Here is a 19,821-nt window from a genome sequence, read left to right on the forward strand (position 1 = left end):
CTTTAATTTCAAATTTTTGAGGTGATAGCATGGCTGAAGTCAAGCTCATCAACGTCTGGAAGCAGTTTGGAGAGTTCACCGCCGTCAAAGACATGAACCTCGAGGTCAAGGATGGAGAGTTCATGATACTCCTCGGCCCGAGCGGCTGCGGAAAGACGACGACGCTGAGGATGATAGCGGGACTGGAGGAGCCAAGCAGGGGACAGGTGTACATAGGGGACACGCTCGTAGCGGACCCAGAGAAGGGTGTCTTCGTCCCGCCCAAGGATAGAGACATAGCCATGGTCTTCCAGAGCTACGCCCTCTATCCACACATGACGGTCTACGACAACATAGCGTTTCCCCTCAAGCTCAGGAAGGTGCCGAAGCAGGAGATTGACCAGCGCGTTAGAGAAGTCGCCGAGATGCTGGGCCTCACCGAATTCCTGAAGAGGAAGCCGAGAGAGCTCTCTGGAGGCCAGAGACAGCGTGTTGCTCTCGGAAGGGCCATAGTGAGAAAGCCGCACGTCTTCCTGATGGACGAGCCGCTGAGCAACCTCGACGCCAAGCTCCGTGTCAAGATGCGCGCCGAACTGAAGAGGCTCCAGAAGCAGCTCGGGGTCACCACCATCTACGTCACCCACGACCAGGTGGAGGCAATGACGATGGGCGACAGGATAGCGGTCATCAACCAGGGCGTGCTCCAACAGGTCGGAACCCCAGACGAGGTCTACAACAGGCCCGCCAACACCTTCGTCGCGGGCTTCATCGGGGCCCCTCCGATGAACTTCATCGATGCCACCGTAACCGAGGACGGTTTCGCTGACTTCGGCGAGTTCAGACTGAAGCTCCTCCCCGACCAGGTGGAGGTTCTGAGGGACAGGGGGCTCCTCGGAAAGGAGGTTATCTTTGGAATCCGCCCGGAGGACCTCTATGACGCCATGTTCGCCCAGGTGAAGATACCGGGCGAGAACATGGCGCGGGCAATGGTGGATATCATAGAGAACCTAGGAAACGAGAAGATAGTCCACCTGAGGATCGGCGACATAAACTTCCTCGGCGCCTTCCGCTCGGAGTCCAGGGTCGTGGAGGGCCAGGAGGTCGACGTGGTCTTCGACATGCGCAAGGTCCACGTCTTCGAGAAGGGAAGCGGAAAGGCCGTATTCTGAAGCTTTTTAAATCCCCCTTCCCATTTTCTTCCATGAGCATAGAGGACTTCGCCGATTTTCTGGCCAGGGAGGTGCCGAAGGGCAGGATAGCCGAGCTTGGGATAGGCTTCCAGTTCAAAGTGGCGCTCAGACTCAAGGAGCTGGGCTACGACGTTCTGGCCGTTGACTGGAATCCGGCGTCCGTCGAGAGGGCGGCGGAGCTCGGCCTGAACGCCGTCAGGGACGACCTCTTCAGCCCAAAGGTGGAGCTCTACGAGGGGGTCGCGGCGCTTTACTCCGTGAGGCCAACTCCGGAGATAGTGCGGCCGATCCTGAGGCTCGGGCGGAAACTCCACGTCTCCGTTTACATCCTCCCGCTCACGGGGGACACCATGCCGAGGACGATGAGGCTCACCAACTTCAGGGGACTGGCGATATACTCCACTAAAGGTATTTAAACCGCCTCCCAAGTAGTCATGGTGGTGATATGAAGCTCTTCGGTACCGCTGGAATTAGGGGCACCCTGTGGGAGAAGGTCACGCCGGAACTCGCGATGAACCTCGGAAAGGCAGTTGGCACGTACATCGACGGAAAAACTGTGGCGGTTGCGAGGGACGGCAGAACGTCGAGCGTAATGCTCCAGAGCGCCCTCATCTCGGGACTTCTCTCGACGGGAGCCGAGGTTCTTGATTTCGGTTTGATACCAACGCCCGCTTTAGCGTGGGGAACGCGGGAGCACGGCGATGGGGGAGTCATGATAACGGCGAGCCACAATCCACCGACGGACAACGGGATAAAGGTCTTCAACGGCGACGGAACGGAGTTCTACGTCGAGCAGGAGAGGGAACTGGAGGAACTCGTTTTCTCCGGAAACTTCAGAAAGGCAGCATGGAGTGAGATAAAGACAGTAAAAGCCCTCGATATCACCAAAGACTACATAGGGGCCGTCCTCGACTTCGTGAACCACGAGACCAACTTAAAAGTCCTCTACGACGGCGCCAACGGTGCCGGGAGCGTTCTGGCCCCCTATCTGCTCCGCGAGATGGGGGCGAGAGTTATAAGCGTGAACGCCCACGTTGACGGCCACTTCCCCGGAAGGAAGCCGGAGCCGAGGTACGAGAACATCGCCTATCTCGGCGAGCTGGCGAGAGAGCTCGGCGTTGACCTCGTCGTCGCCCAGGACGGCGACGCCGACAGGATAGCGGTCTTCGATGAGAAGTGCCAGTACGTGAATGAGGACACCGTTATAGCCCTCTTCGCAAAGCTCTACGTGGAGGAGCACGGAGGGGGAACGGTTGTCGTTTCCATAGACACGGGCTCGAGGATAGACCACGTCGTTGAGAACGCCGGCGGCAGGGTCGTAAGGATTCCCCTCGGTCAGCCCCACGATGGGATAAAGAAGTACGGGGCAATCTTCGCCGCCGAGCCATGGAAGCTGGTCCACCCGAAGTTCGGACCATGGATAGACAGCTTCGTGACCATGGGACTCCTCATAAAGCTCATAGACGAGCGCGGAAAACCGCTCTCCCAGATAATCCGGGAGGAGATACCGACATACTACCTCACCAAGAAGAACGTGAAGTGCCCGGACGAGTTCAAGAAGGCCACCCTTGAGAGGGCCTACCGGGCCCTCGAAGAGAAGCTGCGGGGAGAGGTGAAGGAGGTTCTCACGATTTCCGGCTACCGCTTCCAGCTGAAAGACGGCTCGTGGATTCTGGTCAGGCCAAGCGGAACGGAGCCGAAGATCCGCGTCGTCGTTGAGGCGCCGAGCGAGAAGAGGCGCGACGAGCTCTTTGGGCTGGCCTACGGCACCGTCAGGAGGGCCGCAGAGGAAGCCATGAGGAAGGACTGAGCTACATTTTCCATTTTTAGACCATAATCCCAAGCAACCAGCCGGCCGTTCCAGCGAGGAATATTAACCCCAAATCCCGGACGAGAACCCAAGGCCCGGGCCTCTTTCCGGTTCCCCTCAGGTAGAACCAGTATATGAACACCGGAACCAGGAGGTCCAGCGACAGATAGGACTCACCAAAGAACAGATTGAGCAGGAATGAAAAAATCGAAACCAGAATCAGGGCCTTTCCGCCCATCACAACCCCCTCAGACAAACCTCGCCGGCCTCAGGGTCCTCACGGCTATGCCGTCCCTCCCCACCATGACCTTGAAGCCCTCCTTGGCCACGTAAGTCTTGACGCCCGTGACGGTTTCGATGTATTTGGCCTCCTTGTATGGGTTCGCGAAGTGCATCTTCATGCCTATATGGCTCATCACAAGGACCTCGGGCTTCTCACGCATCCTCTTGAGCATCATGACGATGTCGTCGGTGCTCAGGTGGTACGGGATGCCCATGTCCCTCGGCCTGGTGACCGCCGCGATGAGCAGTCTCGAACCGTCGTGCCAGTCGGTGAGGCCGTCGAAGTAAGCCGTGTCGGGAATGTACGAGATGTCGCCCAGGGAGCTCTTCATGCGGAAGCCGATGGTGGTCGGGTCCGAGTGCTGGGTCGGGGTTATCACCATCTCCTCGTCGCCTATCGCTATCCTGCTTCCCGGCTCCGGGATGTGTATGCTCTCGAGCACATCCAGGTGGTACTTGCTGACGGCCGGCGTGTGGGTCTCGTCGCCGTAGACGACGCTCTTGGATGCTATGAGAACGCCCCTCTTCTTGAGTGCGCCGCCCGTCATGGCCTCTATCATGACCTCGACGTCGTTGCAGTGGTCCACGTGCCTGTGGGAGACGAAGATGACGTCGAGCTTTCTGGGGTCGAGCTTGTAGCGCCAGGAGCGCACGAGGGCGCCGGGCCCGGGGTCAACGTAGATGTTCCTGCTGGCGCGTATGTGGAAGCCGCCGGTGGAGCGGAACTGGGTTATGGTGATGAACCTGCCGCCGCCGCTACCGAGGAAGGTTATCTCTATCAAATCTCCACCCCCGTGTTCTTCTGCAGACATAGGGGTATCACGGAGGGAGTATATAAGACATTGCCCTTTCCCCGAACGGATGGAAACATATGAACACTCAGATAAATAACTTCAAATTCATATGAATGACATGTAACATAATGTCAAATGAATACATCCCTTCGCCGACAAATATATCACAAAGTGGAACAGTGTAGAGTCAAAAATTTTCCAGATAATTGTAAAATTGGAAGCCTAACAAAACATTTTTAACGATTCATGTATCCAACTACTACGTCACCGTTTGGAGGTGCGGATATGGAGCTGAAACCGTACATACCACCCGAGAAATCGCTGCCCGAATACACAATCAAGGCTTTTGTTTTGGGCATCGTCCTTTCGATCATAATGGGCGCGGCAAACGCCTACCTCGGAATGTACGCCGGTATGACCGTGAGCGCCAGTATTCCCGCGGCGGTCATATCGATGGCAATACTCCTTGCGTTCAAGGACAGGAACATCCTCGAAAACAACATGGTGCAGACCGCGGCTTCAGCGGGTGAGTCGCTGGCGGCGGGAGTCATCTTCACCTTCCCGGCCCTCGTCGTTCTCGGCTACTACACGACCTTCCCGTACTATATAGTCACCATAATCGCAGCCCTCGGTGGTTCCCTCGGTGCCCTCTTCACCATAGTCCTCAGGAGGGCCTTCATAGCCGAGGAGAAGCTCCCGTACCCCGAGGGTATGGCCTGCGCCGAGGTCCTCATAGCCGGTGACAAGGGTGGAAGCCACGCCAAGCCGATACTCTACGGTGGAATCTTCGGAGGCCTTTTCAAGCTCTTCGGAAGCTCGGGCCTCTGGTCGGGAACCGTCGAGGCCGCCAAGATGGTCGGCTCCCGCGTCTACTACTTCGGAAGCGACCTCTCCGCGGCGCTCATAGCGGTTGGCTACATCGTCGGCCTCAACATAGCCTTCCTCGTCTTCCTCGGAGGCGCCATAGCCTGGTTCATAGCCATCCCGCTCTACGCCGGCCAGATGGGCCACACCGACCTCAGCCCGATTGACCTCGCCTGGACCATCTGGAGCACCAAGATCCGCTACATGGGTGTCGGCGCGATGGTCGTCGGTGGTCTCTGGAGCCTCATCAAGCTCAGGAACCCGATCAAGAGGGGTATCAAGGCCGGCCTTGAGGTTGCAAAGAGGAAGCAGTCGGGAGAAACCATACTCAGGACCGAAGAGGACCTTCCGCTCAACTACGTCCTCATGCTCATAGCGGCCTTCGTCATCCCGCTGTTCCTGCTCTACTTCCACATCATCGGCTCCATCGGAATCGCGGCAATAATGGCGGTGATACTCCTCATAGTCGGCTTCCTCGGAAGCTCGATAGCCGGCTACCTCGCGGGTGTCGTCGGTTCATCCAACAACCCGGTCTCTGGAATCACCATCATGAGCCTGCTCTTCACAGCCTTCGCCCTCAAGGCCCTCGGCCTCAGCGGAATGGAGGGCATGGCGGCGACAATACTCGTCGCGGCGGTCATCTGTACCGCGGCCGCCATAGCCGGTGACACCATGCAGGACCTCGCCACCGGTTACATGGTCGGAGCTACGCCAAAGAGGCAGCAGGTCTTTGAGATGGTAGGAACCTTCTTCGCCGCCCTCGTCATGGCCCCGGTGCTCAACCTCCTCATCCAGGCCTACGGTATAGCGGGAACCCCGACGGCGAAGGAGAACGCCCTCGCCGCCCCGCAGGCCTTCCTCATGGCCAAGGTCACCGAGGGTGTCTTCACCGGCAACCTCGAGTGGAACATGATCTACATCGGCGCCGGAATAGCCATAGCCCTCATAATCCTCGACGAGATACTCGCCATGAAGGGCTCCAAGTTCAGGACCCCGGTCATGCCGGTCGCGGTCGGTATCTACCTGCCGCTCAGCCTCGGCGTTCCGATATTCATCGGCGGTCTCGTCAAGCACTTCGTCACCAAGTCCAGGAACGAGGAAGGGGAGAACCCGACCGACCCGGGAGTCCTCGGCGCCGCGGGACTCATCGCGGGCGAGGCCCTCATGGGTATATTCTTCGCCGCCCTCATCGTTGCGGGCGTCGCCCCGAGCTCGGGCTTCAGCAGCAACGTCCTTGGAGTCATCCTCCTCGCAGGAATAGCGCTCTGGCTCTACATGACGGGCAAGAGGAAGTGATTTTCCCCTCTTTTCTTTCCCAACCTTTAAATTTTGAACGCCGGAGGAATGGGCATGGAAGAGTACATGAACCTCGTGCCAGTGCGCAACGAGAAGGTCGAACTGAGGAAGATAGAGGGGAAATACTACCTCCTGATTCCCATGGACTCGAAGCTGGACTTTCTGGCCAGGAGGCTCCACGGGGACTACAGGAGGATAGAGCTGGACGATATAGGAGCCTACGCGTGGGAGCTGTGCGACGGCAGGAGAACCGTGAAGGAGATAGGAAAGGCTCTGAAGGCCCGCTTTGGGGAGGACGCAGAGCCCCTCTACGAGCGCCTGGTGACTTTTCTTTTCGAGCTGGCGAAGAGGTATTTGATTGAGTTTAAAAGAACGGATGAATTAGGATGAGGTGGTGATAACCATGAGCGAAGCCCTTGAGAAGGTCTCGCAGGAGATTGAGAAGCTCCAGGACGAGATGGTGAAGGCCCTCGTCGAACTGATCAAGATACCCGCCATAAGCCCGGACTACGGCTACGAGGGCGAGTACGACAAGGCCCAGAAGCTGCTCGAGATGATAAAGGACTGGCCCTTCGACAAGGTCGAGGTCTACAACGCGCCGGACGAGAGGGCCAAGAACGGCGTCAGGCCGAGCATTCTCGCCTACTACTACGGCCAGGACGGCGAGAAGAGCCCGAGGATATGGATCCTCACCCACATTGACGTGGTTCCGCCCGGGGACATGAGCAAGTGGACGGTCACCGAGCCCTTCAAGCCGGTCGTCAAGGACGGAAAGATCTACGGCAGGGGAAGCGAGGACAACGGGCAGAGCCTTGTGGCTTCCCTCTACGCGGTAAAGGCCATGATGAACCTCGGGATAAGGCCGAAGAGAACGGTCATCCTGGCATTTGTCAGCGACGAGGAGACCGGCAGCAAGTACGGCGTCGAGTGGCTCATGAGGGAGCACCCTGAGCTGTTCAGGAAGGACGACCTGGTTCTCGTCCCCGACGGCGGAAACGAGGACGGAACCTTCATCGAGGTGGCCGAGAAGAGCATCCTCTGGCTCAGGGTGAAGGTCAGGGGCAAGCAGGTTCACGCCAGCATGCCGGACAAGGGACTCAACGCCCACCGCGTGGCCCTCGACTTCGCCTACCACCTCGACAGATTCCTCCACGAGAAGTACGGCGAGAGGGACGAGCTCTTCGACCCGCCGGAGAGCACCTTTGAGCCGACGATGGTTCACGGCCCGGCAGACAGCCCGAACATAGCCCCCGGCGAGCACGAGGTGGTTTTCGACTGCAGGATTCTGCCGAGGTACAGCATAGACGACATCCTCGCCGACGCCAAGGCCCTTGCCGAGGAGGTCAAGGAGAAGTACAGAAAGGAGTTCGATGGAAAGGTTCTGCCCGAGATAGAGCTCGAGATTCTCCAGCGCATGGACGCCCCGGAGCCAACCGATCCGAACAGCGAGATAGTGAGGCTCCTCCAGGAGGCGCTCAGGAGGCTCCGCGGAAAGGAAGCCAAGGTAGGCGGAATAGGCGGCGGAACCTTCGCGGCATACTTCAGGAAGCTCGGAATTCCGGCCGTCGTCTGGGCGACGCTCGACGAGATGGCCCACCAGCCCAACGAGTACGCCTGGATAAAGAACCTGGTGGAAGACGCCAAGGTCATGGCGGCCCTGGCTCTTCTCTGACCCTTCTTCCCATTTTGTTTCAAACGCGATTGAAACCATCGCCAGCCATTTATATCATCCCGCTCAACATAACTTAGGGTGAACCGCATGAGGTACATACTGGCCGCCATCGTTATCTTCATGGTCGTCGCGTCCGGCTGCATAGCCAATAACGAAGGAACGTCAACGGTTTCTCCGGATTCCTCGAGCAAAACGTTCACTCCCCCGCTGACCAAGTACGACGTTCTGGAGGAGGGGCAGGAGAGACCGGTCGTTGAGGGCTTAAACGCCTTCACATTCGACCTGTACCGCGAGCTGAGCGCGGATGGGGGGAACGTATTCTTCTCGCCCTACAGCGTGGAGGTCGCCCTGGCGATGGCCTACGAGGGGGCGAACGGGAGCACGCGGGAGGGGATGGAAAGGGTCCTGCACCTGCCCGGGGACGACGAGGCCAGGTGGGCGGGCTTCAGATACCTGATACTCTCCCTTAATCCATCGAATGGGCCCTACGTCCTCAGCACCGCCAACGCGCTCTGGGTGCAGAAGGACTACCCCGTGAACGAGCGGTACCTCTGGATAATCAGGGAGTTCTACCTGGGAGACGTGAGGAACGTTGACTTCGTTAGGGACCCGGACGGGGCGGCGGAGGAGATAAACAGCTGGGCCGAGGAGCGGACGAGGGGCAGGATAAAGGACCTCGTTCCAAAGGGGGCATTGAACGAGTACACGAGGCTCGTGATAACCAACGCGATATACTTCAGGGCCAACTGGTCGAGCAGGTTCAACCCGGGGGATACTGCCAACGAGAGCTTCACCCTCGCCTCGGGCGAAAAGATAACGGTTCCCATGATGCACCAGAGGGGAACCTTCAACTACACCGAGAACGACGAGCTCCAGGCCCTCGAGATGCCCTACGAAGGGGGAAGGCTGAGCATGCTGATAATACTGCCCCGGGACAACTCCCCCACAGGCATCGAGGGGAAGCTCACGCCGGAGTTCATCCGGGAGCTCAGGGAGGGCATGAAGCCGGAGCTCGTCGATGTGACGGTTCCCAAGTTCAGGTTCGAGGCGAGCTACTCGTTAAAGATGCCGCTCATCGACATGGGTATGGGGGATGCCTTCAGCGACGGGGCGAACTTCTCGGGAATCACCGATGTCGAGAGGCTATTCATAAGCGACGTGATACACAAGACATTCATAAGCGTCGCAGAGAACGGCACCGAGGCGGCCGCGGCGACGGCGGTTATACTTGAAGCCGCCTCCGCACCCGGGGAAGAGCCGGAGTACAAGGTCTTCAGGGCAGACCACCCGTTCCTGTTCCTCATAGTGGACAGGGAAACGGGGGCGATACTCTTCATGGGCAGGCTGATGGATCCGAGGGGCTGAGCTTTTTAAGCCCCTCCCCCAACTCTTTTCATGCCAGCCTGGAAGGACGGAAAGCTGGGACTGCCTGTAAAGGAAGCCGTGAAGCTCTTTCCAGAGCTGAAGGACTACCTCGACGAGAGGGGAAGGCTCGACTTCTCGAACAGAAAAGCCAGAATACTCTACAATAGAGCCATAGCTAAGGCAATCTTTGGGCTGGAGATAGAGTACCACCCGCGTGGGCTCGTGACAACACCCGTCTCTCGATACCTCTTCCTGAAAACCTTTCTGCGCGGGGGAGAGAAGGTTCTTGAGATTGGAACCGGTCACACCGCCATGATGGCCCTCATGGCGGCGAAGCTTTTCAGCTGCGGCGTTACAGCGACGGAGCTCGACGAGGAGTTCTTTGAGTATGCCAGGAAGAACATTGAGCAGAACGGAGCCGGAGTTAAGCTCATCAAGAGCGACGGGGGGATAATCAGGGGAGTAATCCCCAAAGGCGAGCGCTTTGACGTGATTTTTTCAGCCCCGCCGTACTACGAGAGGCCCACGAAAGGCGTTCTGACGGAGAGGGAAGGGGTCGGTGGTGGGAAACACGGTGAGGCCTTCTCAGTGAGGCTCATCAAGGAGGCCCTGGAATATCTGAAGCCCCGGGGAAAGGTAGCACTCTTCCTTCCCGATAAAAAGCCCCTAATCGATGCTATAGCAGAAAAAGGAGAAGAGCTGGGCTACTCCGTAAGGGACGTTAGGTTCAAGGCCGGAACGCGGTGGAGGCACAGTTTGATCCTGAAAAAATGAAAGTCAGGCCACGATGAGGCCTATCACCTGGCCCTGCGCCACCTCCTCGTTCTCCTTCACCAGAATCTTAAGCCTCCCGCTCGCCGGGGCCTTAACGTGCACGGTGACTTTCTCTATCATGACCTCCGCTATTTCCTCTCCCGCCTCGACGGGGTCGCCGTCGTTCTTGTACCAGCTCAGCAGGACACCGGTCTTTTCCTCCTTCGTCGTCCGGGGTACCCTGACCTCTATCTCCATTCTGCCCCTCACCCGACCATGTCCTTCACTGTCTTCACTATCTTCTCCTTGTCAGGAAGAACGAACCTCTCTAGCACCCTGCTGTACGGAACCGGAATGTCCGGGTAGGCTATCCTCCTCGGCAGGGCTCTGAGCTCGTTGCCTATCCTCTCGACGACGGTGGCTATTATCTCGCCGCTCATCCCGTAGCTCATGTAGTCCTCGTCCACGACGAGAAGCCTTCCGGTCTTCCTGACGGAGTTTACGAGGGTCTCCTTATCAAGGGGAACGAGGGTTCTCAGGTCAATGACCTCGGCGCTTATCCCGTCCTTTTCGAGTTCTTCGGCCGCCCACAGTGCCTCGTAGACCATGCGAGATACCGTCGCTATGGTCACATCGTCGCCCTCCCTTACGACCTTGGCCTCACCGATGGGGACTGTGTAGGGCTCCTCGGGCACTTCAACCGCAGCTTCGTCCGGGGAGGGCATCCATCCGAGCCCCATGAGTCCCTTGTGGAAGAAGTACATGACCGGATTGTCGTCCCGTATGGAGGATATCATGAGTCCCTTGGCGTCGTAGGAGTTGGATGGAATTACTATCTTGAGTCCCGGAACGTGGGCAAACAGACCGTAGAGGCACTGGGAGTGCTGGGCCGCGTCGCTGTAGCCTCCCCCGATGGCTGTGGTTATGACTATGGGCATCCTAACCTGCCCGCCCGACATGTAGTGCGCCTTGGCGATGTGGTTGTATATCTGGTCCATCGCCACGCCGAAGAAGTCAACGAACATAAGCTCGACTATCGGCCTCATGCCCTTCGATGCGGCTCCAAGGGCGGCGCCTATGAAGGCAGACTCGCTTATGGGCGTGTCTCTAACCCGCTCGGGGCCGAATTTCTCAAGAAGCCCGTTCGTTGCACCGAAGATTCCACCGTAGGCACCGATGTCCTCGCCCATGACGAAGACGTTCTCATCGCGCTCCATTTCCTGCGCTATCGCCTCGGCTATCGCCTTGTACATGGGGAGCTTCCTCGCCATTTCACTCACCCCCTGCAAAAACGCCCTTCAGAGCTTCTTCCGGCTCAGGATACAGGCTGTTGAGGGCGAAGTCTATGGCCTCCCGAACTTCCCTCTCGTTCTCTTCCTCGATCCTTGCCAGCTCCTCCTCCGTGGCAATGCCCTTCTCAAGCAGCAGCTTCCTGAAGTTGGCCAGCGGGTCCTTCTCCTTCGCCAGTTCGAAGTCCTCCTTCGGTCTGTAGAGTTGCGGGTCACCTTCGAAGTGCCCTCTAAGCCTGTACGTTCTGACCTCTATGAGGCTCGGCCCCTCTCCGCGCCTCGCCCTTTCAACGGCCTCCTTGGCAACTTCGTAGACCGCTATAACATCGGCACCGTCAACGCTTACACCGGGAATTCCGTAGGCCTTAGCCCGCTCGCTGTTCTTGGCGACGGCCGTTGACTTGTCCTTCGGAACGGAGATCGCCCAGCCGTTGTCCTCTATCAGGAATATAACCGGCAGCTTCCAGAGGGCTGCAAGGTTAAGCGCCTCGTGGAAAGTTCCCTGGTTGGCCGCTCCATCGCCACCGACTGCAACCGCCACGTAGTCCTCGCCCTTTAGCTTGGCCGCGATGCCAACTCCAACGGCCTGTGGGAAGCTCGCACCGACTATACCGCTGCAGCTGAAGTTTTTGGCCGCGTCAAAGAGGTGCATGTGGCCGCCCTTGCCCCCCGATAGGCCGGTGGCCTTGCCGAATATCTCGGCCGTCATCTTCTTCAGGTCGACCCCCTTCGCTATCGCGAAGTGGTGGGCCCTGTGGGTTCCCATAACCGCATCTTCGTCCTTGAGGTGTACGCACACGCCAACGGCCGCCGACTCCTGACCTGAGGATAGATGCAGCTCTCCGGGAATCGGACCGGCCGAGATGTCAAAGCGCGGACTCTTTCCCTCGTAGTACCACTTCGCCAGCGTCTCTTCGTACGTCCTAATCTTGTGCATGGTCCTATATATCTCCAGCAGGGTTTCCTTAGGTATCTCCTCAACTCCCATTCTCCCACCTGCCTTTTCCGTTGATTTTAGCTGGACAAGGCAAAAAGAAAAGGTCACTCCTTCAGCACTATCCGAATCGGAGTTTCGTTTTTTAGGTTGTCAGTGACAGGACAGCGCTCCTCTACTTCCTTCAAAAGCTCCTCAATCTTTTCCTTGGGGGCATCGGTCTTCAGATAAACCGAGACCGTCACCTCGGTGAAGCCTGCACGTCCCTCTTCTGAGATACCCTGGAACTTTGCAGGGTTCAGCTTTCCAGTGATGGCTAGCCCGAGCGACTCCACGGATATCCCTCTCTCCCCCGCGATTCCCCTGATGGTAACGTTCAGGCAGCCAGCCAGCGCCACGAGGAGGTACTCAACGGGATTTGGCCCCCCATCCGTTCCCCCTATCTCGGCGGGTTCGTCAACGAGAACCTCAAAATCCCTGACCTTCGCGAGCAGTTTCGTGTCCGAGAGGGACTTTCCGGTTACGTAGAACGTCCATTCCTCCAAGACCATCACCCGAAGATACCATCCCCGCTTTTGCCCTCCAGACCGGGGTGAACGTCGAACCTCACGACCCCCACAGGAACCTTTCCTCCTACGGCCTCAACGACTCTGGCAACACCGATATGACCAAAACCTCCGCACAGCTCTATTGCCGCAATCCCATCCTCAACGAGCTTTTTTGCAACTTCACAGGCCTCGTCGTAGTTTTTGACGCCGACAACGTGGAGTTCCACCACTGGAGTCCTAATGATCGCTCTGTGCTCTCCAGGGTTTGCTTCAGGTGCGACGAACATGAAAGCGGCCTTCAGCATGCTCCCACCTCCAAAAAATGGAAGGTCAGAGAACCTCCCTGACCGCGTTCTCTATTCTCTCTGCGGAGGGTATCCACTCGTTTTCGAGGGCTGGACTGAATGGAACGGGGGTCGCCGGCGGTGTGATTATCTTGACCGGCGCCTTCAGGTGCTCAAAGGCCCTGCTGGCGGCGAGTGCCGCTATGTCGGTGGCGAAGCCCGCCCTCGGGTAGCCCTCGTCAACGACGACCAGCCTTCCGGTCTTCTTGATGGAGTTCAAAATAGTGTCGGCGTCTAGGGGTACGAGCGACCGTGGGTCAACGACCTCGACGCTCACACCTTCCTCCGCGAGCTTCTCCGCCGCTTCCAAGGACTTGTGGACCATTGCGGCCGTTGCCACTATCGTCACATCCTTTCCTTCCCTCTTCACGTCCGCCTCGCCGAGGGGTATCGAGTAAGGCTCCTCCGGAACCGGACCCTTAACCGCGTAGAGCCCCTTGTGCTCTATGAAGATTACCGGATCGTCGTCCTCTATCGCCGAGATCAGCAGTCCCTTCGCATCGTAGGGCGTGGACGGCATGACAACCTTGAGCCCGGGCACATGGATGAAGAGGGCATGGAGCGACTGAGAGTGCTGGGCAGCGGCTGAAAAGCCGGCACCGCACGTTGTTCTGAGAACCATGGGTATCCTAGCCTTCCCGCCGAACATGTACCTCATCTTCGCGGCCTGGTTGTATATCTGGTCGTAGGCGACTCCGAGGAAGTCTATGAACATCAGCTCCACGACCGGCCTCAGCAGACCCGTCGCCGCGGCGCCAACCGCGGTGCCCACGAAGCCGCTCTCCGCTATCGGCGTGTCCCTGACCCTCTCGGGCCCGTACTTCTCGTAGAGCCCAGCCGTCACCCCGTAGATTCCTCCGTAGAGTCCGACGTCCTCGCCCATCACGACGACCTTTTCATCCTTTCCCATCTCGTAGTCCAAGGCCTCGTTGAGCGCCTGAGCGAAGGTTATCTCCCTCACCACTGCCATACGAGCACCCCCTTGGTGGGCGTGGAGAAGACGTCTTCAAGGAGCTCCTCCTTCGACGGCCACGGGCTTTCTTCAGCGAACTTAACTGCCTCCTCGATTTCCTTCCGGGCATTCTCCCAGATTGCATCCAGCTCTTCCTTGGTGGCTACCCCCTTGGCGAGAAGCTTCTCCTCGAAGAGCTTTATCGGGTCCTTGTTCTTCTTCCACCACTCGATTTCCTCCTTTGACCTGTAGACCTGCGGGTCGCCCTCGAAATGGCCCCTGAACCTGTAGGTTTTGGCCTCTATCAGGGTGGGTCCCTCACCCCTTCTGGCGCGTTCGATGGCCTCCTTGGCGACCTCGTAGACCGCCAGAACGTCCTGTCCGTCAACGCTTACACCGGGGATTCCATAGGCCTTGGCCCTCTCGGCCACGCTCTTTATCGTCTGCTGTTTGTCGTAGGAGAGGGATATCTGGTACTGGTTGTTCTCACAGACGAATACAACGGGCAGCTTCCAGATGGCGGCGAGGTTTATTCCCTCGTGGAAGTTCTGCTGGTTCGAGGCACCGTCACCGAAGAAGGCAACGGCGACGTTATCGAGGCCGTTGAGCTTTATTCCCAGGCCTGCGCCTACCGCGTGGGGAATGCCGCCCCCAACTATGCCGTTGGCCCCCAGCTCGCCGACGTCAAGATCGGCTATGTGCATCGAACCGCCCTTTCCCTTTCCGCTTCCTGTCTTCTTCCCGAACAGCTCTGCCATTGAGGCCTTCACGTCTCCGCCCTTGGCTATGTAGTGGCCGTGCCCCCTGTGGGTGCTCGTTATGAAGTCCTCCCTCCGGAGGTTGGCCATCACACCGACGGCGACGGCCTCTTCCCCGACGTATAGGTGTACAAAGCCGGGTACCTTGCCCTGAGCGAAGAGTTCCGCAACCATTTCCTCGTGGACCCTTATCCTCACCATGGTCTCGTACATCCACAGCAGGGTTTCCCTAGGTATTTCCTCAACTGGCATGGCATCTCCTCCTCTAAAACGTAGATTTCTCACCAGGTTATTTTTAAGAAGAGATTTAAACACTATACTAATGAAAAAACCTCTATATACGTATTTCGCAAGTATTATATAGGTTAATCCAGCTATTGCCCTTATAAGTTGTGAATTTGGGGGGTAATATCATGAAAAGAGTAAACGTAATAATGCCGAAGCTCGGCATGACCATGAAGAAGGGAGAGATCGTGGAATGGAAAAAGAAAGCCGGAGAGCACGTCAAGAAAGGAGAAGTTATCGCGGTAGTTCAGTCCGAGAAGCTCACCGGTGAGATAGAGGCACCCGAAAACGGCCACCTGGTTGAGATACTCCACGACGTGGGTGCCGAAGTGCCCGTCGGGGAGGTTATAGCCATAATAGAGGCGGAAGAGTGATCGCATGACGGACGAAGAGGTCAGGATGATAGCGGAGCAGTACGAGATAGACCTCTCGAAGCTTGAGGGCTCAGGGCCGGGTGGTGAGGTAACCCTCGAAGACCTTGAGAGGTACATCAAAGAGCACTTCTACCCGAAGGTTCTGAGAGAGGTCAACCTCATCGGGATAAGGAAGGTGATAGCGGGAAGGCTCTCCGAGAGCTACCGAGAGGCAGTCCACGTCACAATCAACATGGAGGTGGAGATGGACGGGCTCGTTAAGATGAGGAAAAAACTTACCGAGAAGCTCGGGAGGAAGCCGTCCTACACCGTGCTCATGCTGAAGTGCATAGCAAAGGCAATCAGGGACTTCATAGACGTGAACGCAACGATGGACGGGGACAAGATAACGGTTTACGACGACATCAATATAAATGTGGCCGTCGACAGCCCGATAGGGCTGATAACTCCGGTAATCAGGAACGTTGACGAGAAAAGCCTTGAGGAACTTCTCGATGAGTACTCCAACCTCGTGGAGCGGACGAAGAAGGGCCTCCTGAAGGAAAAGGACTTCGTCGGGGGGACCTTCACGGTCACGAACCTGGGAATGCTGGAGGTTGACTCGTTCACCCCGATAATAAACCCACCCCAGGTGGCGATTCTGGGCCTCAATAGAATAGCCGAAAAACCGGTTGTGAGGAACGGAGAGATAAAAAAGGCCAGGGTCATGACCCTGTCCCTGAGCTTCGACCACAGGGCGATAGACGGTGCTCCAGCAGCGAGGTTCCTGGGACGGGTGAAGCACTACCTGGAAAACCCCGAAGAAGTCTTCGGAGACCTGTGAGGGGCTGAAGCATGAAGAAAGGAGTCGTCGGGATAATAGCCAATCCGGAATCCGGAAGGGACATAAGGCGGCTGGTCGCCCACGCCAGTGTCTTCGACAACATGGAGAAGGTCAGCATAGTCGAGAGGCTCCTCCTTATACTCCAGGAGCTGGGGGTGGAGAGGGTAATCGGCATGCCCGAGACCTTCGGGATAATCCCCGGCGCAAAGCGGGCCGTGGAGGAGCACCTGAGCATCGAGGTCGAGCTGATGGATATGAAGATATTTGGGGACTGGCGCGACACCTACAAAGCGGCCGAAAACCTCAGGGAGGAGGCGTCGGTCATAGTGGTGATAGGCGGCGACGGAACCAACAGGATAGTGGCGAAAGCCTGCGGGGACACGCCGATAATGCCCATCTCCACCGGAACCAACAACGTCTTTCCATACATGATAGAGGCCACGATAGCCGGAGAAGCCGTGGCGGCGATAGCGACCGGAGTCGTAACGCCGGAGGAAGGAACCTACAGGACGAAGAGGATAGAACTCTTCGAAAACGGCGAGCTGAGGGACATAGCACTCATAGACGCGGCCGCAACGACTCACTCCTTTGTCGGCTCAAAGGCCGTGTGGAAACCGGAGTATCTCAGGGAACTCGTGGTCAGCCGTTGCTCACCCTCAAACATTGGACTCAGCTCCATCGCCGGAATCCTGAGGGAGGTAAAGGAGGAGGACGATTTCGGGCTGTACCTGGAGATAGGAAAGGGCAGGCCGGTAAAGGCTCCGATAGCGCCGGGGGTCTTCAAACGGGTTCTCATTGGAGAGGTCAGGGAGGTACCCCTCGGGGAGGAGATTGAGATACACACCACTCCAACCCTCTTCGCCCTCGATGGCGAGAGGGAGGTCGAGATGGACGGCGAGATAACAGCCAGGCTCACAAGAACGGGACCGAGGGTGATAGACTACAGGAAAACCCTCAGGCTCGCGGCGGAGAGGGGCTTCTTCGAGGGTTAGAGGGCCAAGCCTTTTAGTTCATTTTCTATATTTTCCTCAATACTCGCCAGATGAGACGAGGGAAGTCTGAGGTTCCATTCTTCGTGAGAGTACTTGAAGCGGTAGAGAATCCTGGCAACGTCAAGCTCCTCCTTCGACGGCTCATCCACGTAAGCGTCCTCTGAAAGCACCTTGGAATACCCTCCAATCAGAGCGTCCATGACACTATCCACATCGAGCCCCCCAACGAACTCAAGGAGGTTCGCCACACGGTACTTCACTGGGTCAACGGAGGGCCCGAGTCTCTCCGGGACCCTAAGTAGGGCCCGAAGTGTCATTAAATCCGCATCAACCAGGATGGAGCCGTGCAGAAAGAGAACACCCCACCTGATGCTCGCGGCGGTTCCCGAAACCTTTCTTCCGTTCACGACAACGTCGTTCGTGTTCCTGAGGTAGGGGGAGAGACCCAGGGACTCGAGGGCGGTGAGCGTGCCCCGAAGGACGGTCCCGTAGAGGTACGATATGGGAAACTCAACCTCTCTCTTCATGACTATTGAGTAGTTTACACAGCCTCGGTCGAGGTACACGGTACCCCCACCGCTGAAGCGCTTGATGAGGGGGATTCCCTCATTACTGGCCACGTCAAGATTGACGTCCTCTTCGGCGCTTCTGAAGTACCCGAGAACGACAGAACGTGAGGTCCTCCAAAGGCGAAGGGTGTCGGGAATCTTATCCCTAGCCCGCAACCTGGCCAGGGCCTCCTCAAAGGCCAGGTCGAACTTTGGGTCGCCGCTATCGAAGACCAACACCCGAAGGGACATGGTTAAGAATTGTCGGTGAACACTATAAAGTTGGGGGTGGAAAAAGCATTAATTGTGAACCCCCAATCTTTAACGGCCGCGATGAAGAGAAAGCACCTCCTCTGAGACCGGCGTGAGTGCTGAGACGTCCACGGACGGAGCGGCTACTTCATGTCCTCCACGTAGAGGAAGAGCGCCTTGAGGTACTCCGTGTCCTTCGAGGCCATGAGTATCGGGTGGTCAGGGGCCTGCGTCCTGTAGGGCTCGAGGAGCCTGAGGAACTTGCCCGCCTTGGCCGCGGCCGCTATCACCATGTCCTTGAAGGCCTGCATATCAACGTGCTGGGAGCAGGATGCAGTGACGAGTACGCCGCCCTCCTTAACGAGCTGCATGCCCGCGTAGTTCACGTTGAAGTAAGCCCTGAGCCCCCTCTTAAGGTCCTTCTCGTGCTGGACAAAGGCCGGCGGATCGAGAATCACGACGTCGAACTTCTCGCCCCTCTTTATCATGTCCTCCATGACCTGGAACGCGCTCCCCACGACGTACTTCATCCTGTCATCCACGCCGTTGAGCTTGGCGTTCTCCTTCACCATGTTTATGGCCCAGGGGGACTTATCCACAGCGACGACCTCGTCGGCGCCTGCGACGGCGGCGTGTATCGCGAAGCCGCCGGTGTAGGTGAAGACATCGAGAACCCGCATTCCCGGCTTGACGTACTTCTCAAGGGCTATTCTGTTCTCCCTCTGGTCGAGGAAGAAGCCTGTCTTCTGGCCGCGCATGTCCACGATGAACTTGGCCCTGCCCTCCTCGATTATGGTGCGGTACTTCTCCTTGCCAAGCAAAACCCTCTCTATCTCGGGCAGGCCCTCCCTGCGCCTGCTCCTTCCGGTGTTCTTCTCGAAGACGGTCTCAATCTCAGGCTCGGCCTCCATTATGGCCTCGGCAACGTCGAGCTTGAACCTCTCCATTCCAACGCTCGAAATCTGGACCGAGGCAATCTCGTTGAAGCGGTCAACTATGAGGCCGGGCAGATAGTCCGCCTCGCCGTACACCATGCGGTAAGCCTTGTCGTAGCCGAGGACCTTCTTACGGTACTCGTTGGCCTTCTTTATCCTCTCGCGGAAGAGCTCCTTGTTAACCTCCGTGTGCTCGTCCTGGGTTATGAGCCTGACCATGATGTTGGAGTTCGGGTTAATGAAGCCCCTGCCCAGGAACTTGCCCCCGCGCGTGTAGACCTCGGCTATGTCACCAGGCCTTATCTCGCCCTCGGTTCTCACGACCCCCTTCTTGAAAACTATCATCGCACCCTTGCCTATCGCTCTCGCAGCCTGAGCGTCAACTATAACCTTCGCCATCTCTCACCACCGGTGGAAGTTCGGCGATAGGTATATAACCCTTAGCGTCCTATACTATGCTGGTGATTCTATGCACTTCGAGGTAGTGAAAGAGTTTCTTGAGGAAACCGGGGCGGATTGGATAGAGATTGACGGCGAAATCCACCTCGAGCCGGAGGTCTTCTACGAGGTCTGGAAATACGTCGGCCAGCCGGACCTCGAAACGTACGTCATCGAGGACGAGGTCGTCGAACCGGGTTCTTACGATCCGCCCGAGATGAAATACACCGACATGAAAAAGGTGAAGGTCAAAAAGGCCTACTTCACCACCCTCGACGGCAAGAAAATCGTAACCGACTACGTTGAGCTCCAGAAGATTCTGAAGGAGAAATCCGTCTGAACCT

At 57.5% G+C, this 19,821-nt stretch carries 23 protein-coding genes; 12 read left to right on the plus strand and 11 right to left on the minus strand.

The annotated features are described in order from the left end of the window. The first annotated feature begins 29 nt into the window (after nt 1-29). Genes GQS_RS06255 through glmM form a run of 3 tightly spaced genes read left to right on the plus strand, consistent with a single transcriptional unit; the run spans nt 30 to nt 2,979 of the window. Nucleotides 30-1,148 (plus strand): ABC transporter ATP-binding protein, encoded by a 1,119-nt coding sequence (locus tag GQS_RS06255; RefSeq protein ID WP_014012826.1) that lies wholly within the window; start codon nt 30-32, stop codon nt 1,146-1,148. A 32-nt stretch (nt 1,149-1,180) separates the two neighbouring features. Next, nucleotides 1,181-1,585 carry a UPF0146 family protein gene (locus tag GQS_RS06260; protein ID WP_014012827.1) on the plus strand — a complete coding sequence of 135 codons (405 nt, stop codon included), beginning with the start codon at nt 1,181-1,183 and terminating at the stop codon, nt 1,583-1,585. A 29-nt stretch (nt 1,586-1,614) separates the two neighbouring features. Beyond that, nucleotides 1,615-2,979, plus strand: a complete 1,365-nt coding sequence (glmM, locus tag GQS_RS06265; RefSeq protein WP_014012828.1) for a phosphoglucosamine mutase — start codon at nt 1,615-1,617, stop codon at nt 2,977-2,979. A 16-nt stretch (nt 2,980-2,995) separates the two neighbouring features. Here the strand turns inward: glmM and GQS_RS06270 are convergent, their stop codons facing one another. After that, a complete protein-coding gene (locus tag GQS_RS06270) occupies nt 2,996-3,217 on the minus strand; it encodes a hypothetical protein (RefSeq protein ID WP_014012829.1) in 222 nt (73 codons plus the stop codon). 10 nt (nt 3,218-3,227) lie between these two features. After that, nucleotides 3,228-4,043, minus strand: coding sequence for an MBL fold metallo-hydrolase (locus GQS_RS06275; RefSeq protein WP_014012830.1), 816 nt, complete (start codon nt 4,041-4,043; stop codon nt 3,228-3,230). 297 nt (nt 4,044-4,340) lie between these two features. Here GQS_RS06275 and GQS_RS06280 point away from each other — a divergent pair, with 297 nt between their 5' ends. The 5 genes from GQS_RS06280 to GQS_RS06300 all read left to right on the plus strand — a co-directional run bounded on the left by GQS_RS06280 (nt 4,341) and on the right by GQS_RS06300 (nt 10,026). Then, nucleotides 4,341-6,215 carry an OPT family oligopeptide transporter gene (locus GQS_RS06280; RefSeq protein ID WP_014012831.1) on the plus strand — a complete coding sequence of 625 codons (1,875 nt, stop codon included), beginning with the start codon at nt 4,341-4,343 and terminating at the stop codon, nt 6,213-6,215. A gap of 54 nt (nt 6,216-6,269) precedes the next feature. Next, a complete protein-coding gene (locus GQS_RS06285; protein WP_014012832.1) occupies nt 6,270-6,605 on the plus strand; it encodes a PqqD family protein in 336 nt (111 codons plus the stop codon). A 13-nt stretch (nt 6,606-6,618) separates the two neighbouring features. After that, the gene (locus GQS_RS06290; RefSeq protein ID WP_014012833.1) at nt 6,619-7,887 is read left to right on the plus strand and encodes a M20 family metallo-hydrolase; all 1,269 of its coding nucleotides are present in this window, start codon (nt 6,619-6,621) and stop codon (nt 7,885-7,887) included. Between the two features lie 87 nt (nt 7,888-7,974). Further along, on the plus strand, nt 7,975-9,252 hold the full coding sequence (locus tag GQS_RS06295) for a serpin family protein (protein ID WP_014012834.1): 1,278 nt from the start codon (nt 7,975-7,977) through the stop codon (nt 9,250-9,252). Nucleotides 9,253-9,282: 30 nt separating this feature from the next. Next, nucleotides 9,283-10,026: an RlmF-related methyltransferase gene (locus GQS_RS06300; RefSeq protein WP_014012835.1), complete on the plus strand. Its 744-nt coding sequence runs from the start codon at nt 9,283-9,285 to the stop codon at nt 10,024-10,026. 3 nt (nt 10,027-10,029) lie between these two features. Here the strand turns inward: GQS_RS06300 and GQS_RS06305 are convergent, their stop codons facing one another. From GQS_RS06305 to GQS_RS06335, 7 genes are read right to left on the minus strand one after another with little or no spacing between them, the layout of a single operon-like run. Then, complete coding sequence (locus GQS_RS06305) at nt 10,030-10,263, minus strand: lipoyl domain-containing protein (protein ID WP_014012836.1); 234 nt, start codon at nt 10,261-10,263, stop codon at nt 10,030-10,032. Nucleotides 10,264-10,271: 8 nt separating this feature from the next. Beyond that, nucleotides 10,272-11,276: an alpha-ketoacid dehydrogenase subunit beta gene (locus GQS_RS06310; RefSeq protein WP_014012837.1), complete on the minus strand. Its 1,005-nt coding sequence runs from the start codon at nt 11,274-11,276 to the stop codon at nt 10,272-10,274. A gap of 1 nt (nt 11,277) precedes the next feature. After that, the gene (locus tag GQS_RS06315; RefSeq protein WP_014012838.1) at nt 11,278-12,282 is read right to left on the minus strand and encodes a thiamine pyrophosphate-dependent dehydrogenase E1 component subunit alpha; all 1,005 of its coding nucleotides are present in this window, start codon (nt 12,280-12,282) and stop codon (nt 11,278-11,280) included. A gap of 53 nt (nt 12,283-12,335) precedes the next feature. Beyond that, nucleotides 12,336-12,779 (minus strand): OsmC family protein, encoded by a 444-nt coding sequence (locus GQS_RS06320; protein ID WP_048056544.1) that lies wholly within the window; start codon nt 12,777-12,779, stop codon nt 12,336-12,338. Next, entirely contained in the window at nt 12,779-13,081 is a 303-nt protein-coding gene (locus GQS_RS06325) for a DUF6506 family protein (protein ID WP_014012840.1), read from the minus strand. Before GQS_RS06325 ends, GQS_RS06320 begins: the two co-directional genes overlap by 1 nt. 25 nt (nt 13,082-13,106) lie before the next feature. After that, nucleotides 13,107-14,090, minus strand: coding sequence for an alpha-ketoacid dehydrogenase subunit beta (locus GQS_RS06330; protein WP_014012841.1), 984 nt, complete (start codon nt 14,088-14,090; stop codon nt 13,107-13,109). Then, complete coding sequence (locus tag GQS_RS06335; protein WP_014012842.1) at nt 14,078-15,082, minus strand: thiamine pyrophosphate-dependent dehydrogenase E1 component subunit alpha; 1,005 nt, start codon at nt 15,080-15,082, stop codon at nt 14,078-14,080. The genes GQS_RS06330 and GQS_RS06335 overlap by 13 nt, the downstream gene beginning before the upstream one ends. Nucleotides 15,083-15,243: 161 nt before the next feature. Between GQS_RS06335 and GQS_RS06340 the strand changes: the two genes are divergently transcribed. Genes GQS_RS06340 through GQS_RS06350 form a run of 3 tightly spaced genes read left to right on the plus strand, consistent with a single transcriptional unit; the run spans nt 15,244 to nt 17,304 of the window. After that, nucleotides 15,244-15,489, plus strand: coding sequence for a biotin/lipoyl-containing protein (locus tag GQS_RS06340; protein WP_014012843.1), 246 nt, complete (start codon nt 15,244-15,246; stop codon nt 15,487-15,489). Between the two features lie 4 nt (nt 15,490-15,493). Beyond that, complete coding sequence (locus GQS_RS06345) at nt 15,494-16,312, plus strand: dihydrolipoamide acetyltransferase family protein (protein ID WP_014012844.1); 819 nt, start codon at nt 15,494-15,496, stop codon at nt 16,310-16,312. A gap of 11 nt (nt 16,313-16,323) precedes the next feature. Beyond that, on the plus strand, nt 16,324-17,304 hold the full coding sequence (locus tag GQS_RS06350; protein ID WP_014012845.1) for an NAD(+)/NADH kinase: 981 nt from the start codon (nt 16,324-16,326) through the stop codon (nt 17,302-17,304). Here the strand turns inward: GQS_RS06350 and GQS_RS06355 are convergent. Next, nucleotides 17,301-18,104, minus strand: a complete 804-nt coding sequence (locus GQS_RS06355; RefSeq protein ID WP_014012846.1) for a biotin/lipoate A/B protein ligase family protein — start codon at nt 18,102-18,104, stop codon at nt 17,301-17,303. The genes GQS_RS06350 and GQS_RS06355 overlap by 4 nt on opposite strands. 143 nt (nt 18,105-18,247) lie before the next feature. Then, nucleotides 18,248-19,438, minus strand: coding sequence for a class I SAM-dependent rRNA methyltransferase (locus tag GQS_RS06360; RefSeq protein WP_014012847.1), 1,191 nt, complete (start codon nt 19,436-19,438; stop codon nt 18,248-18,250). Between the two features lie 70 nt (nt 19,439-19,508). Between GQS_RS06360 and GQS_RS06365 the strand changes: the two genes are divergently transcribed. Then, nucleotides 19,509-19,817 carry a DUF5748 family protein gene (locus GQS_RS06365; protein WP_014012848.1) on the plus strand — a complete coding sequence of 103 codons (309 nt, stop codon included), beginning with the start codon at nt 19,509-19,511 and terminating at the stop codon, nt 19,815-19,817. The last annotated feature ends 4 nt before the right edge of the window (nt 19,818-19,821 follow it).

The sequence above is a fragment of the Thermococcus sp. 4557 genome (assembly GCF_000221185.1).
Lineage (GTDB): Archaea > Methanobacteriota_B > Thermococci > Thermococcales > Thermococcaceae > Thermococcus.

Bases quoted from the DNA above. Each gene is read 5' to 3' on its own strand.
- GQS_RS06255 (WP_014012826.1), top strand. From the start codon at position 30: ATGGCTGAAGTCAAGCTCATCAACGTCTGGAAGCAGTTTGGAGAGTTC.
- GQS_RS06260 (WP_014012827.1), top strand. From the start codon at position 1,181: ATGAGCATAGAGGACTTCGCCGATTTTCTGGCCAGGGAGGTGCCGAAG.
- glmM (WP_014012828.1), top strand. From the start codon at position 1,615: ATGAAGCTCTTCGGTACCGCTGGAATTAGGGGCACCCTGTGGGAGAAG.
- GQS_RS06270 (WP_014012829.1), bottom strand. From the start codon at position 3,217: ATGGGCGGAAAGGCCCTGATTCTGGTTTCGATTTTTTCATTCCTGCTC.
- GQS_RS06280 (WP_014012831.1), top strand. From the start codon at position 4,341: ATGGAGCTGAAACCGTACATACCACCCGAGAAATCGCTGCCCGAATAC.
- GQS_RS06285 (WP_014012832.1), top strand. From the start codon at position 6,270: ATGGAAGAGTACATGAACCTCGTGCCAGTGCGCAACGAGAAGGTCGAA.
- GQS_RS06290 (WP_014012833.1), top strand. From the start codon at position 6,619: ATGAGCGAAGCCCTTGAGAAGGTCTCGCAGGAGATTGAGAAGCTCCAG.
- GQS_RS06295 (WP_014012834.1), top strand. From the start codon at position 7,975: ATGAGGTACATACTGGCCGCCATCGTTATCTTCATGGTCGTCGCGTCC.
- GQS_RS06300 (WP_014012835.1), top strand. From the start codon at position 9,283: ATGCCAGCCTGGAAGGACGGAAAGCTGGGACTGCCTGTAAAGGAAGCC.
- GQS_RS06305 (WP_014012836.1), bottom strand. From the start codon at position 10,263: ATGGAGATAGAGGTCAGGGTACCCCGGACGACGAAGGAGGAAAAGACC.
- GQS_RS06310 (WP_014012837.1), bottom strand. From the start codon at position 11,276: ATGGCGAGGAAGCTCCCCATGTACAAGGCGATAGCCGAGGCGATAGCG.
- GQS_RS06315 (WP_014012838.1), bottom strand. From the start codon at position 12,282: ATGGGAGTTGAGGAGATACCTAAGGAAACCCTGCTGGAGATATATAGG.
- GQS_RS06320 (WP_048056544.1), bottom strand. From the start codon at position 12,779: ATGGTCTTGGAGGAATGGACGTTCTACGTAACCGGAAAGTCCCTCTCG.
- GQS_RS06325 (WP_014012840.1), bottom strand. From the start codon at position 13,081: ATGCTGAAGGCCGCTTTCATGTTCGTCGCACCTGAAGCAAACCCTGGA.
- GQS_RS06330 (WP_014012841.1), bottom strand. From the start codon at position 14,090: ATGGCAGTGGTGAGGGAGATAACCTTCGCTCAGGCGCTCAACGAGGCC.
- GQS_RS06335 (WP_014012842.1), bottom strand. From the start codon at position 15,082: ATGCCAGTTGAGGAAATACCTAGGGAAACCCTGCTGTGGATGTACGAG.
- GQS_RS06340 (WP_014012843.1), top strand. From the start codon at position 15,244: ATGAAAAGAGTAAACGTAATAATGCCGAAGCTCGGCATGACCATGAAG.
- GQS_RS06345 (WP_014012844.1), top strand. From the start codon at position 15,494: ATGACGGACGAAGAGGTCAGGATGATAGCGGAGCAGTACGAGATAGAC.
- GQS_RS06350 (WP_014012845.1), top strand. From the start codon at position 16,324: ATGAAGAAAGGAGTCGTCGGGATAATAGCCAATCCGGAATCCGGAAGG.
- GQS_RS06355 (WP_014012846.1), bottom strand. From the start codon at position 18,104: ATGTCCCTTCGGGTGTTGGTCTTCGATAGCGGCGACCCAAAGTTCGAC.
- GQS_RS06360 (WP_014012847.1), bottom strand. From the start codon at position 19,438: ATGGCGAAGGTTATAGTTGACGCTCAGGCTGCGAGAGCGATAGGCAAG.
- GQS_RS06365 (WP_014012848.1), top strand. From the start codon at position 19,509: ATGCACTTCGAGGTAGTGAAAGAGTTTCTTGAGGAAACCGGGGCGGAT.